A 13730-nucleotide genomic window follows, 5' to 3' on the forward strand; every position below is an offset into this window, starting at 1 on the left:
TGGCGCGTATATTAACGATGCTCCCCAAGGGGTGCAAGTGCTTTTTGGCAATTTGATGACAGTTCGCACAAAACGCTAACCACTTGATTAATTTATATGCAGGTGATGATTAAAATGCGAATAAAATTGACGATTGTCAGGTAATTCATACTGCTTAGTTTTATGCTGCCAGTCCGATGTAATTAAGATTGAGAATATTATGCGATTCAAACTTTTAACCTTGTTAGCCTTTTTATTTTCTACATTATCACTCGCTGCAGAACCTATTACTGTCTATATGGCGGGCGATTCCACTATGGCAATTAAGGAAGTGAAAGATTATCCGGAAACGGGGTGGGGTGTGCCATTTAGTATTTTTTTTGATGACAAGGTGAAGGTTGATAACCGTGCTAAAAATGGTCGCAGTACCCGTACTTTTATCTCTGAAGGCCGCTGGCAAAGCATTATGGATACTCTACAAACCGGGGATTATGTGATCATCCAGTTTTGTCACAATGATGAACATAAAAAGAAAGTGGATCGTTACACCACGCCTGAACAGTATCGCGCCAATTTAACGCGTTTTGTTGAGGATACCCGTGCGAAAAAAGCAACGCCTGTTTTAATGACGCCCATTGTCAGACGTAAATTTGATGATAAAGGCGTGCTGCAGGATTCACATCCTGTTTATGCCGACATTGTGCGCGATGTAGCCAGGGTTATGAAGGTAGATTTTGTTGATGCTGAATTACTAACAAAACATTATGTACAGGGATTGGGAGTCGAAGGAAGTTTATTGCGTTTTATGCATATTAAACCGGGTGTGCATCCAAACTATCCGGTGGGGGTATCAGACAATACTCATTTAAACCGTCTTGGAGCAAGAGAGGTTGCTCAGGTGATTTTAGCTGATTTGAAAAGGCAACATCATCCACTGGCTGAACGTTTACGTGTACCCGATCCTAAACACCTGAAACTGGTATATAAAGATTAGCTATCAAAATTGAGCAGGTTAATATACCTGCTCATCATCTGAGTTGATGTAAAGTTGCACTTTTTGCTCAAGATCATCGATATGAAAGCTCAGGTGAATTGGATGACAACAATTGGTGCAATCTTCGATATAGTCCTGATCGCCGTTGCTGGTATCAAGAGTGATATGCATCACATGACCACAGTGTGGGCAGCTGATTTTTTGATGGTTAATGTTATTCATATTATTACTCCCAATCACGACTCGGGTTGTTAAAGGCGTTTCCCTCCATCAACAGTCAGACTGTGTCCTGTTACATATTTGGCGTTAATTAAATACGCCATAGCGTCAGCGATATCTTGTGGGTGACCTATGCCTTTCATGGGAATAGCGGCGATTGTCTTTTGTTTCGTACTTTCATCAATCGGGTGTTCCGGCCACAAAATAGCGCCTGGTGCAATTCCATTGACTCTTATTTCGGGCGCAAGTTCCGCTGCTAAGACTTCGGTCATCATGTGCAATGCAGACTTCGCCATGCAATATAAACTGTAGCCTTTAAGTGGTTGCTGAGCATTGATATCCAGCATGTTTATAATAACACCCTGATTTTTGGCTAATTCTTTTTTTAAATGTTGGCTGAGGAAAAAGGGCGCTTGCATATTTGAACCCACTAATGATTGCCAGTCATTAATATCATAGTCACCAAAATTTTTGGCGTAGAAAGTCGACGCGTTATTGACCAACACATCGATACGGCCAAAACAGCCAATAGCCTTTTCTGCCAATATAGTGAGCTGATTAATATCAGTAATATCTGCACAAATAACCCGGGCACTATTCGCTCGGGATTTATTGAGCTCATCAGCCAATTGAATGGCACTATTTTTTGAGTGATTACAGTGGATAACAATATTAGCGCCAAGCGAATGCAAATGTCTTGCGCAATGGGCGCCCAGGCGTTTGGCCGCGCCTGTTATAAGAATATTTTTATGCTGCATGATTTATGATGAAAGCGGAGTTTGAAAAATTGTAAAGACAAGCTGTTTACACATCAAGGTTAACCAGATGAGATTTGGCAGAATCAAGATAGGGTTGGCCAAACATAACGGCATGATTTAACAGGTGATAAAGTTGATACAAGGGTTTGCGATACTCATAGCCTTTTTCCACAGGCCAGACCGCGTTATAGCCTTGATAAAAGGCAGGAGGGAATCGGCCAAAGAGTTCTGACATAGCGAGATCGGTTTCTCTGTCACCGTAATAACAGGCTGGATCAAATATATAACCTGACGACAGTGTAAAACCTACATTGCCAGACCACAAATCGCCGTGTAACAAACTGGCACTGGGCTGATGCCCTTTTAGTAATTTCCGGCAGTTGCTGACTATGGCGTCAATATCACCGATAGAATGCCCACTTTCCTTGAGCAGTTGCAGCTGATAACCAATGCGCTGTTCGGCAAAAAACTGATCCCAGCGTTTTTGCCAGCTATTAATTTGCACGCTTTTACCGATGTAATTATCTTCCTGCCACCCATATTGAGACTGGCTAGTATGTTGGTGTAAGCGGGCTAGTTGTTGACCTAACTGTAACCATTGACGTTCACTTGCGCTGCTAAAGGCTAAATAGGGCAGCGCTATCAAGCTGTGTTCACGGTGTTTTTCCAGCAATATGGGTTTAGGGATGTCGATACATTGCGCTTCAGCCAGATGTAATAAAGAAAAATGCTCAGCTGCAAAGTAATGATAATCAAGCGGCTTGCCCAGTTTAATAAAAAGCTGGTGTTGCTGATTTTGCAATAAATAAGCAGCAGAACTACAAGGTACTTGTAATAATTGAGCAGTACAGTGGTTAAAGTCACTGTTCAGCTTTTCACTCAAACGCTGGCAAATACCCTTCCACACACCGAGATCCTCTTTAGGGCGGAAAACACTTCTGATTTGTCAATTATAGCTATTTGAATTGAATATTTTCCTAAATTGTAGATTCGAGCAACTATTAGCGAAATCAATCGCTTGAGCGCGTTGCCAAACAATTACTCAATTGGGTATACTCGACCGCTTTGGCGAAACAATATTCGCTGTGGTTTTGCGCTGAGAACAGCGCGTATTTTTATCGCATGTGGCACCTGGTTTGTGTCACCACTGTATAGGATGTATTTTCATGCCCATTATTACCCTGCCTGACGGAAGTCAGCGCGAATTCCCCCAAGCCGTTTCCGTATTAGATGTTGCCAGTGATATTGGTACTGGTCTGGCTAAAGCCACCATTGCCGGTAAAGTGGATGGTGTTTTAGTTGATGCCTGCGATTTAATTGAAACTGATGCCAAACTGCAAATCATCACGGTACGCGATGAAGAAGGGCTGGAGATTATCCGTCACTCTTGTGCGCATTTGTTAGGTCATGCCATTAAGCAGCTTTGGCCAAACACCAAAATGGCGATTGGTCCGGTTATCGATAAAGGGTTTTATTACGATGTGGATATGGATCATGCTCTGTCACAGGACGATTTAGATGCGTTAGAAAAACGCATGAAGGAATTAGCCAAAACCCAGTACGACGTGGTGAAAAAAGTAGTGAGCTGGCAGGAAGCGCGTGACACTTTTGAATCCCGTGGTGAAAGCTACAAAATGGAAATTCTGGACGAAAATATCGAAAAAGATGATCGCCCGGGTTTATATCATCACGAAGAATACATCGACATGTGTCGTGGCCCTCACGTGCCTAATATGCGTTTTTGTCAGTTTTTCAAAATTCAGAAAGTGGCAGGTGCCTACTGGCGTGGTAACAGCGATAATAAAATGTTGCAGCGCATATACGGTACCGCCTGGGGTGATAAAAAACAGCTGGCAGGTTATTTAAAACAGTTGGAAGAAGCGGAAAAACGCGATCACCGTAAAATTGGTAAAACGCTTAATTTATGGCACTGGCAGGAAGAAGCGCCAGGTATGGTGTTCTGGCACAATGATGGCTGGAGTATTTATACCGAGCTGGAAAACTTCGTGCGTAAAAAATTACGTGAATATAATTATGGCGAAGTTAAAGGTCCATTGATGATGGACCGTACTCTGTGGGAAAAATCGGGTCACTGGGATAAGTACGCGGAAAATATGTTCACCACTGAGTCAGAAAAGCGTGAATATGCCATTAAACCAATGAACTGTCCCGGACACGTACAAATTTTCAATCAGGGGCTTAAATCATATCGTGATTTACCACTACGTATGGCGGAATTTGGTTGCTGTCACCGTAATGAGCCTTCAGGTGCATTACACGGTTTGATGCGTGTACGTGGCTTTACTCAGGATGACGCACATATCTTCTGTACTGAAGAGCAAATTCTGGATGAAGTAGGTGGTTGTATCGATATGATTTACGACACCTACAAAACGTTCGGTTTTGAAAAAATCGTGGTGAAGTTATCAACGCGTCCGGAAAAGCGTGTAGGTTCTGATGAGGTGTGGGATAAAGCTGAACAAGCCTTAGCCGATGCTTTAAAAGGTAAAGGTATTGAGTTTGATTACCTGCCCGGCGAAGGAGCGTTCTATGGTCCTAAAATTGAATTCACCTTACATGACTGTTTAGATCGTGCATGGCAGTGCGGAACGGTTCAGCTGGATTTCTCAATGCCGAATCGTTTGGGGTCTACTTATGTTGCTGAAGATGGTGAACGTCGTGTGCCGGTGATGATTCACCGTGCAGTGTTGGGATCGCTGGAACGTTTCATTGGTATTCTGACTGAAGAATACGCCGGATTCTTCCCACCCTGGTTGGCACCTACCCAGGCTGTGGTGATGAATATTACCGATAATCAGGCTGATTACGTTAAACAAGTTGAAAAAATACTCAAAGAAGCGGGCTTTAGAGTGAACTCGGACTTGAGAAATGAGAAGATAGGCTTTAAAATCCGCGAGCACACTCTTAAGCGAGTTCCTTTTATGCTGGTTGTAGGTGATCAGGAAATGGCTTCAGGCGAAGTCGCAGTAAGGACTCGTAAGGGTGAAGACCTGGGCAAATTCAGTATTGACGCTTTTAAAGCCTTACTGGATGAGAAAGTTTCAGGCAAAAATATTATTTAATTTCTTGGAGGAATAGCACATTAAAGGCGCTAATAACAAAGGCCAGGCATCTGATAAGGCACGTATTAACGAAGAAATCGATGCAAAAGAAGTTCGTTTAATTGGTAAAGATGGAGAGCAGGCAGGTATTGTTTCATTAAGTGACGCAATCGCCGCCGCAACTCAGGCTGATTTAGACTTAGTTGAGATCAGTCCTAATGCAGCCCCACCGGTTTGCAAATTGATGGACTACGGCAAGTTCCTCTTTGAAAAGAGCAAAGCTCTTAAAGAGCAAAAGAAAAAGCAAAAGCAAATTCAGGTCAAGGAGATTAAATTTCGCCCTGGCACTGATGAAGGCGATTACCAGGTAAAACTGCGCAACCTGCGTCGCTTTCTAGAAGGGGGTGATAAAGCCAAAGTCACAATCCGTTTCCGCGGACGTGAAATGGCTCACCAGGAGATTGGCATTGAACAGTTAAATCGCATTAAAACCGATTTAGAGGACATTGCTAACTGCGAGTCTTTCCCTAACCGGGTTGAAGGCCGTCAGATGATCATGGTGCTTGCCCCTACAAAACGGTAGTAAAGGTATAAAGTAACAACTCATCACTGTTCACCTTGCTGCTTTATTTAACTTTCGGGAATGTCCCGTTTATTGAAAATGCGGAGTTTTAGCAATGCCTAAAATGAAATCTAACAGCGGTGCCGCGAAGCGTTTTAAAAAATCTGCTTCTGGCCGCTTTAAGTCTAAGCAGTCTCACTTGCGTCACATCCTGACCAAGAAGAGCTCTAAGCGTAAACGTCACTTACGTGGCAAAAAATTGGCTCATGATTCGGATACTGCGTTAATCCAACGCATGTTGCCGTACGCTTAAGTTTGAGGAGACTGAATAATGGCTAGAGTTAAAAGAGGCGTTATCGCCCGTGCTCGTCACAAAAAAGTTTTAAAACAGGCTAAAGGTTATTACGGTGCTCGTAGCCGTGTTTACCGTGTTGCTGTTCAGGCAGTAACTAAAGCTGGTCAATATGCCTATCGCGACCGTCGTCAGCGTAAACGTCAATTCCGTCAATTGTGGATTGCACGTATCAACGCTGCGGCACGTCAAAATGGTTTGTCATACAGCCGTTTCATCAACGGTCTGAAAAAAGCGTCTGTCGAAATCGATCGTAAGATCCTGGCTGACATCGCTGTTCATGACAAAGCAGCATTTAGCGCATTAGTCGAAGCGGCTAAAGGCGCATTGGCTTAATTAACTAGTAATTAATTAAGTTTAAGTTCTTTCGGGAAGCGGGAAGCAGGATGCTTCCCGTTTTTCTTTTCCGCGCATTATTTCTCAATTGTTAATCCTGCGTAATTTTTTCCGATAAATCTGTGTTTTAACTCAACAAAACTGGCAGGCGGTACACCTTTTCGTGTAAAATTTCGGTCTTTTATCGTGACCGAAAGAGGTCAGGCAATTTTAGATTGCGTGTTGGAGAAACAATGGATTTAGATGCCATCATTAGTCAAGCGGAAACGCTGATTTCTCAGGCTGAGCAGCCTGATCAACTTGATGCGGTTCGTGTTGAGTTTTTGGGTAAAAAAGGCAAGTTAACCGAGCTGCTAAAAGGGTTGGGTAGACTGTCGAATGAAGAACGCCCAGCGGCAGGCCAAAAGATCAATCAGGCCAAACAGCAAATTCAGCAAATTATTTATCAAAAAGGTGAAGCGCTAAAAACAGCTGAACTGAATGCCAAATTAGCGTCTGAAAAAATCGACGTTACATTACCTGGCCGTAGCATCGAAATGGGTGGTTTACATCCGGTTACCCGTACCATTGAGCGTATGGAAAACTTTTTCTCTGAAATTGGTTTTAGTGTAAAAACCGGCCCTGAGGTGGAAGATGGCTTCCACAACTTTGACGCATTGAATATCCCGGCACATCATCCGGCACGTGCTGATCACGATACCTTTTATTTTAATCCTAATCTGATGTTGCGTACTCAAACGTCAGGTGTGCAAATTCGCACTATGGAAACCGAGCAGCCGCCTTTGAGAATTATTTCTCCGGGTCGTGTGTACCGTAATGACTACGATCAAACCCATACGCCAATGTTCCATCAGGTAGAAGGATTGATGGTAGATAAAAACGTTAATTTCGCTGAGTTAAAAGGCATATTGCACGATTTCCTTAATCACTTTTTTGAACGTGAACTGGAAGTACGTTTCCGTCCTTCCTATTTTCCCTTTACTGAACCCTCAGCCGAAGTGGATGTGATGCAGGAAAATGGCAAGTGGCTTGAAGTATTAGGCTGTGGCATGGTGCATCCAAATGTGCTGCGTGCAGTGAATATTGACCCTGAAGAATACACCGGTTTTGCCTTTGGTATTGGTGTCGAGCGTCTGACAATGATCCGTTATGGCGTCACAGACCTTCGTTCATTTTTTGAAAATGACTTACGTTTCAACAAGCAGTTTAAGTAAGGACAATACCAATGAAATTCAGTGAAAAGTGGTTAAGAGAGTGGGTAAATCCTGCGGTATCGTCTGACGAACTGGCCCATCAAATTACAATGGCAGGATTAGAAGTTGATGCAGTTGAGCCTGTGGCGGGAGAATTCAGCGGCGTTGTAATTGGTGAAGTGGTGGAGTGTGGTCAGCATCCGGATGCGGACAAACTGCGCGTAACCAAAGTTAATGTAGGCGAAGACGAATTGCTCGATATCGTTTGCGGTGCACCCAACTGTCGTTTAGGCCTAAAAGTAGCAGTAGCTATGGTAGGTGCTGTTTTACCTGGCAACTTTAAAATTAAAAAAGCCAAATTACGCGGTCAGCCATCACACGGTATGTTGTGTTCTTTTTCTGAACTGGGTTTATCGGATGATCATGATGGCATTATGGAGTTACCAGCAGATGCGCCGCTAGGTACAGATATTCGTGATTACCTGCAATTAGATGACGTTACGATAGAAGTTGATTTAACCCCTAACCGTGCAGACTGTTTAGGCATTCGTGGCCTTGCACGTGAAGTAGGCGTACTTAATCAAGCGGACGTTAACGAACCTGTTATTCAGCCTGTTGCTGCATCTATTGATGATAAACGTGAGATTGTGTTATCGGCACCAGATGCATGCCCTCGTTATTTAGGCCGAGTGATTAAGGGGATCAACCCGCTTGCGACAACACCACTATGGATGCAGGAAAAGTTACGCCGCAGTGGTGTGCGCAGTATTGATCCTGTGGTTGATGTGACTAACTATGTTCTACTGGAACTTGGTCATCCGATGCATGCCTTTGACTTAGCTAAAATTGAAGGCGGGATTAATGTGCGTTTGGCTAATGAAAATGAAACGTTAACTTTGTTGGATGGCAATGAAGTGACACTTAAATCCGATACATTGGTGATTGCAGACGATAATAAAGCGCTCGCCATGGCCGGTATCTTTGGTGGGCTGGATTCTGGCGTTACTGATGAAAGTAAGGATATTTTCCTTGAAAGTGCCTTTTTTGCGCCATTAGCCATTACTGGTCGTGCTCGTCAATACGGTTTACACACCGACGCTTCGCATCGTTATGAACGCGGTGTCGACCCACAATTGCAGCGCACAGCGATGGAGCGTGCGACTCAGTTGCTGATTGATATTGTTGGTGGTGAAGCGGGGCCTGTGGTTGAGGCTGTGTCTGTGCAACATATTCCTGCGGCAAATCAGGTGACTTTGCGTCAGCGTCGCTTAAGCCGGTTGTTAGGCGTTGAAATTGAGGCACAGCAGGTTACTGAGATTTTAAAACGCCTGGGATTTGATGTGGAAGTATCTGAACAGGATGCACAGAACGTCTGGACTGTTAGTGTTCCTGCTTACCGTTTTGATATCAGTATCGAAGAAGATCTCATTGAAGAAGTCGCTCGTGTGTACGGCTATAATAATATTGCAGATCAGGCACCCGTTGCAAAACTGACATTAGGCAGTGCGGTTGAGTCTGATGTTCCTCTGAATAGTCTAAAACAAACTATGGTTAATCTGGGTTATCAGGAAGCCATTACCTATTCGTTTGTTGACCCGTCCGTTCAATCTAAACTATTTCCGCAGATTGAAGGTTTGGTGTTACCACACCCGATTTCATCTGATATGTCGGTGATGCGTGTTAGCTTACTGACCGGTTTATTTAGTGCAGTGTCCTATAACCAAAAGCGTCAACAAAATCGTATTCGTTTTTTTGAGACTGGATTACGCTTTATTCCTGATCAATCCGCAGAGAATGGCGTAAGACAGCAAATGATGATTGCAGGTGTTATAGCCGGCACACGCAGCGGTGAGCATTGGGATTTAGGCTCTGACAGCGTTGATTTTTACGACATTAAAGCTGATGTCGAAATGTTACTGGCTAAAACCGGTCGCGCAGGTGAGTTTGTATTTAGTGCGGCAGAGCATAGTGCATTACATCCGGGACAAACGGCGTCTATCCATCTGGATGGCGAGCTAGTGGGGCATGTGGGGGCGGTTCATCCCGCATTTCAAAAAGACTTAGGCTTGAATTCCCGTGTTTTTGCATTTGAATTATTGTTACAACCTTTGTCATCACGTGTCTTGCCTCAAGCAAAAGAGTTATCCAAATTCCCTGCAAACCGCCGGGATATTGCGCTTGTTGTTGATGAACAAATTGCAATTGGTGAAATTATGGCTACTATTGAAAAATGTAGCGTAAATCAACTAGTTGGCCTAAACTTGTTCGACATATATAGAGGCAAAGGTGTTGCGGAAGGCAAGAAAAGTGTGGCAGTATCTCTAATCTTGCAAGATGCAACGAAAACGCTTGAAGAGCAAGAAATTCAAGCAATGGTAAACCAAATTGTCTCGGTATTGGCCGACAAATTTGACGCGTCCTTGAGGGAATGAATCTATGGCACTTACCAAAGCAGAAATGGCAGATCATTTATTTGAAAAGTTAGGGATTAACAAACGTGATGCCAAAGAGTTGGTCGAAGCGTTTTTCGAGGAAGTCCGCGAAGCGCTGGAAGCAGGGGAGCAGGTAAAGCTATCCGGCTTTGGTAATTTCGACTTACGGCAGAAAAACGAACGGCCGGGACGTAACCCTAAAACAGGTGAAGATATCCCGATTCGAGCCCGAAGGGTGGTTACATTCCGACCTGGGCAAAAATTGAAAAGCCGCGTTGAAAATTCTAAATTTTAAATAAAGCACCTTCGGGTGCTTTATTGTTATATTTCAGTCGATTGCAAATATTAGGTATCTATATCACCTGATAGGTATTGGTTTCGATAATTCCATTTTTTTCCTTTTTACTACATTTTAATGGCAGTTAATCTGACTGTTTTCATGGAGGTAGTTATGTCTGTGGAAACTTTGGCTATACAACATAGTTTGAGTCCGGCCGGAATGATAGGTAAAACTGTTTTTATCAAGCGTGGTGAATTTCAGGCTAAGCGTGCAAAGGTATTACATCAGCTTGGGGATGATGAATTTGAATTGAAATTGTTAGGCAGTGATGAGAGTGTAACCTGCCACAGAGGGGATTTTGTGCCAATGTGTCGTCACCGTCCCAATTACAGTTTTCATTTTCTTCTGTAAATAAAAAAGCCTGTTGTTAAACAGGCTTTTTTATTGATGTTTTACAGAATGTCGTTAGCGTGGGTTTTTATTATTGGCGTCTTTTTCTGCCAATAATTTGCTCCAGAACGCTTTTACTGAAAAAGAAGAGGATTTTTTCGCAGCCGCTTTTTTCGTTTTAGCGGGTGCTTTTTCTTTCTTGGCTGCAGCAGGTTTATCAGCCACTTTGGCTTTTTTCTCTGCAGGGGCGGAAGTTTCTGCCTTAGCTGCACCACCGGCTAATTCATCAGCCAGTTCATCCAGTTGAGCCAAGCGCATATTTTTACCACCATCAACGCTGTACCATCCACCTTTGGCTTCTATTTGCGGTGCCTTACCATTGGCTGCTTTGTAAGCTTTAGTGAACTTTTCTACAACTTGATCTTTGTCCAGTTTTGTCATTGCGGGATGGTTCCGTTTTTCTTTATGATTAAAAGTAATGGTTTTTATACCGTGTTTTCATTTGGAAGTCTAATTTCCGGCTACAGGATAAGCAATATGGGCTTAAAAAACAAACAATTACTCAATGTACTTAATGAATTACTTAAACCTGAAAAAGTGAAAGATTATTGTCCGAATGGATTGCAGGTTGAGGGACGCGAACAAATCAAAAAAATTATCACTGGGGTAACTGCTACTCAGGCGTTGATAGACGAAGCGATTAATAAAGGTGCGGATGCCATATTTGTTCATCACGGATATTTCTGGAAAGGAGAGAATGAATGTATTGTCGGCATGAAATATAAACGTTTAAAAGCCTTGTTAGAAAATGATATAAATTTATATGCTTATCATCTTCCCTTAGATATTCACCCTTCCTTAGGAAATAACGCTCAGCTAGCTAAATTACTAAATATCAATGTTACCAATGGGTTAGATATTGGAAATCCTCAAAGTGTAGCAATGCAAGGTCAGTTTAATGTTGAATTGTCAGTGGATGAGTTGAAGGTAAAAATAAATGACGTTTTACAGCGCGAACCGCTAGTGGAAGCTGGTGGAACACACCCAATTAAAACTGTCGCCTGGTGTAGTGGAGGTGGGCAAGGTTACATTGAACAAGCTGCAGAACAAGGCATCGACGCGTTTATAACGGGTGAAGTATCTGAACAAACTATTCATACCGCACGGGAAATGGGCATACATTTCTTTGCTGCCGGGCATCATGCGACTGAACGTTATGGTGCTAAAGCGGTGGGGGAACATTTAGCTAAACAATATAACCTGGATGTTGAGTTTGTTGATATCCCTAATCCCGCATAGGACACAAAATATGTTGAGAATACGTTTTTTAATACTTGTTTTTATATGCCAGTTCAGTGGAATGGTATGGGCCGGCCAGTTTATTAGCGCTGAGGATAAAGGGTTTGTATATAGTGGTCGTATCGATTTTTCAGATAAGTCAGCGCCCGTTTTTAGCTGGCCAGGCACCAGTGTGCAATTTAATTTTCAAGGTACAAATCTGGCTGTTAAATTAAAGGATGAGCAGGGCAAAAATTACTACGATGTGATCATCGATGGAAAGGCAAACTTTCCTTATGTGATTGAGGCCAAACAGGGACAACAGCAATACCAGATAACGTCGAATCTGGCTAATACAAAACATCATGTACTGATATACAAAAGAACCGAAGGGGCCGAGGGGGCAACACAATTTCTTGGCGTTGATATTGGTGACCAGGATAAAATGCTTGCTAGTCCTGTATTACCACAGCGTAAGATCGAGATCTTTGGAGATTCAATTACCAGCGGCATGGGCAATCTGGCGCCAATAAATGCTAAGGATAATGTCGCATCGCAAAAAGATAATTACTGGGCATATGGTTCTATTGCTGCGCGACAGTTAAATGCGCAGTTACACACTATTTCTAAAAGTGGTATCGGAATTATGGTGAGTTGGTTTGATTTCACCATGCCTGATTATTTTGACCAATTAAGTGCGGTTGGTAACAACAATTCAGTGTGGGATTTTAACCAGTGGACGCCAGATGTGGTGGTAGTGAATTTGTTTCAAAATGACAGCTGGCTTGTGATCAAAAAAGAGTATATGTCGCAGCAGCCAGACCCGGCACAAATCATTCAGGCCTACGAGGCCTTTATAAGCAGTATCCGAAACAAATATAAAAACGCCCATATTGTTTGTGCTTTAGGAAGTATGGATGCGATTAAATCTGATTCGGCATGGCCCGGATATATAAAATCTGCAGTAAAAAGTTTAAAACGCCAAGGTGACAATAATATCAGTACTTTATTTTTTGATGATCAGGGGTATTACGCGCACCCCAGAGTTATGCATCAGCAAAATAACGCTGATAAACTGGTCGCGCATCTTAAGCAGCAAATGAGTTGGTAAACGCGGCTGTTATTTACCGCGCAGTTTCAGCCACCATTGACCGAGAGTCTCATACCAAAAACGCTCGGTTTTATGAATATTATCTGAGCGCGGTAAATCACTAAACCATCTGGCTGGTTCTGTGGTATCAAAACGTACCAGGTGTTCGGTGGGAGCGGCGATAGGGTGAAGTCCGGCAGCTTCAAATAAATGTATCGCTCTTGGCATATGGGTAGCTGAGGTAACCAGTGCAAAAGGCGCAGAGCCAATCATGGGTTTTAGCGCCAGTACTTCTTCTTCGGTATCTTTGGAATTATTCTGTAATCTGATACGTTCTGGTGCGACCCCCATATCCACTGCCAGCCGTTTTAACATTTGTGCATGGGTATAAGGCTGGGTGTGCTGACCAGATGTTATCAGGATACTATCCGGATTAGCTTTGAGTAACCGGATCCCTTCCACCAATCGATACAGCGAGCAGGGTTTAATTTGGGCACTTAAGGGCAGGGCTCCGTCATAGGCGTGACCGCACCCTAATACAACAACGGTGTTAACCGGTGTAGACATATCAAACTGATGGTATTGCTGTTCAAGATCGCGTAAAACGTGGTTAGGTAACCAGGGGGTGGACACTAAAATGAGTAAAAGACAACTGGCGAGCTGGCAAGCTATAGCGACACGTTTTTTATTACGCCACCAAAAAATCCAGCTTAATAGCATTAACGCAATGATAGCCGGTAGTGGCATAATAAGCATCGCAGCGATTTTTTTTACTATAAACATATCCATATTTACATCTTTATAA

16 protein-coding genes are annotated in these 13730 nt (G+C 43.1%); 11 read left to right on the forward strand and 5 right to left on the reverse strand.

Going from position 1 to position 13730, the window contains the following annotated elements; genetic code table 11:
- The first annotated feature begins 199 nt into the window (after positions 1-199).
- On the forward strand, positions 200-973 hold the full coding sequence (locus H8B19_RS15610) for a rhamnogalacturonan acetylesterase (protein ID WP_186507831.1): 774 nt from the start codon (positions 200-202) through the stop codon (positions 971-973).
- 18 nt (positions 974-991) lie between these two features.
- On the opposite strand, the gene H8B19_RS15615 is transcribed toward H8B19_RS15610, so the two are convergent.
- The 3 genes from H8B19_RS15615 to H8B19_RS15625 are packed head-to-tail and all read right to left on the reverse strand — an operon-like array spanning position 992 to position 2857.
- The gene (locus tag H8B19_RS15615) at positions 992-1195 is read right to left on the reverse strand and encodes a CPXCG motif-containing cysteine-rich protein (protein ID WP_186507832.1); all 204 of its coding nucleotides are present in this window, start codon (positions 1193-1195) and stop codon (positions 992-994) included.
- A gap of 29 nt (positions 1196-1224) precedes the next feature.
- Positions 1225-1950 (reverse strand): pteridine reductase, encoded by a 726-nt coding sequence (locus tag H8B19_RS15620; RefSeq protein WP_186507834.1) that lies wholly within the window; start codon positions 1948-1950, stop codon positions 1225-1227.
- Between the two features lie 46 nt (positions 1951-1996).
- A complete protein-coding gene (locus tag H8B19_RS15625) occupies positions 1997-2857 on the reverse strand; it encodes a fructosamine kinase family protein (RefSeq protein ID WP_186507835.1) in 861 nt (286 codons plus the stop codon).
- A 259-nt stretch (positions 2858-3116) separates the two neighbouring features.
- Here H8B19_RS15625 and thrS point away from each other — a divergent pair, with 259 nt between their 5' ends.
- From thrS to H8B19_RS15665, 8 genes are all read left to right on the forward strand, one after another.
- Complete coding sequence (gene thrS, locus H8B19_RS15630; protein ID WP_186507836.1) at positions 3117-5033, forward strand: threonine--tRNA ligase; 1917 nt, start codon at positions 3117-3119, stop codon at positions 5031-5033.
- A 19-nt stretch (positions 5034-5052) separates the two neighbouring features.
- Positions 5053-5595, forward strand: coding sequence for a translation initiation factor IF-3 (gene infC / locus H8B19_RS15635; RefSeq protein WP_186507877.1), 543 nt, complete (start codon positions 5053-5055; stop codon positions 5593-5595).
- Positions 5596-5689: 94 nt separating this feature from the next.
- On the forward strand, positions 5690-5887 hold the full coding sequence (gene rpmI / locus H8B19_RS15640) for a 50S ribosomal protein L35 (protein ID WP_102795353.1): 198 nt from the start codon (positions 5690-5692) through the stop codon (positions 5885-5887).
- 18 nt (positions 5888-5905) lie between these two features.
- Positions 5906-6262 carry a 50S ribosomal protein L20 gene (rplT, locus tag H8B19_RS15645; protein WP_186507837.1) on the forward strand — a complete coding sequence of 119 codons (357 nt, stop codon included), beginning with the start codon at positions 5906-5908 and terminating at the stop codon, positions 6260-6262.
- 233 nt (positions 6263-6495) lie between these two features.
- Complete coding sequence (gene pheS / locus H8B19_RS15650) at positions 6496-7476, forward strand: phenylalanine--tRNA ligase subunit alpha (protein ID WP_186507838.1); 981 nt, start codon at positions 6496-6498, stop codon at positions 7474-7476.
- 11 nt (positions 7477-7487) lie between these two features.
- Positions 7488-9887 carry a phenylalanine--tRNA ligase subunit beta gene (pheT, locus tag H8B19_RS15655; protein ID WP_186507839.1) on the forward strand — a complete coding sequence of 800 codons (2400 nt, stop codon included), beginning with the start codon at positions 7488-7490 and terminating at the stop codon, positions 9885-9887.
- Between the two features lie 4 nt (positions 9888-9891).
- The gene (locus tag H8B19_RS15660; RefSeq protein WP_186507840.1) at positions 9892-10182 is read left to right on the forward strand and encodes an integration host factor subunit alpha; all 291 of its coding nucleotides are present in this window, start codon (positions 9892-9894) and stop codon (positions 10180-10182) included.
- A gap of 156 nt (positions 10183-10338) precedes the next feature.
- Entirely contained in the window at positions 10339-10578 is a 240-nt protein-coding gene (locus H8B19_RS15665; protein WP_186507841.1) for a hypothetical protein, read from the forward strand.
- Between the two features lie 54 nt (positions 10579-10632).
- On the opposite strand, the gene H8B19_RS15670 is transcribed toward H8B19_RS15665, so the two are convergent.
- Positions 10633-10998 (reverse strand): hypothetical protein, encoded by a 366-nt coding sequence (locus tag H8B19_RS15670; protein ID WP_186507842.1) that lies wholly within the window; start codon positions 10996-10998, stop codon positions 10633-10635.
- 96 nt (positions 10999-11094) lie between these two features.
- Between H8B19_RS15670 and H8B19_RS15675 the strand changes: the two genes are divergently transcribed.
- Positions 11095-11856 carry a Nif3-like dinuclear metal center hexameric protein gene (locus H8B19_RS15675; RefSeq protein WP_186507878.1) on the forward strand — a complete coding sequence of 254 codons (762 nt, stop codon included), beginning with the start codon at positions 11095-11097 and terminating at the stop codon, positions 11854-11856.
- 10 nt (positions 11857-11866) lie between these two features.
- Positions 11867-12946, forward strand: coding sequence for a GDSL-type esterase/lipase family protein (locus H8B19_RS15680; RefSeq protein ID WP_186507843.1), 1080 nt, complete (start codon positions 11867-11869; stop codon positions 12944-12946).
- Between the two features lie 9 nt (positions 12947-12955).
- Here H8B19_RS15680 and H8B19_RS15685 read toward each other — a convergent pair whose 3' ends face one another.
- On the reverse strand, positions 12956-13714 hold the full coding sequence (locus tag H8B19_RS15685) for an ElyC/SanA/YdcF family protein (protein WP_186507844.1): 759 nt from the start codon (positions 13712-13714) through the stop codon (positions 12956-12958).
- Between the last annotated feature and the right edge of the window lie 16 nt (positions 13715-13730).

Origin of the sequence: Neptunicella marina, assembly GCF_014270035.1 — a bacterium.
Taxonomy (GTDB): domain Bacteria; phylum Pseudomonadota; class Gammaproteobacteria; order Enterobacterales; family Alteromonadaceae; genus Neptunicella; species Neptunicella marina.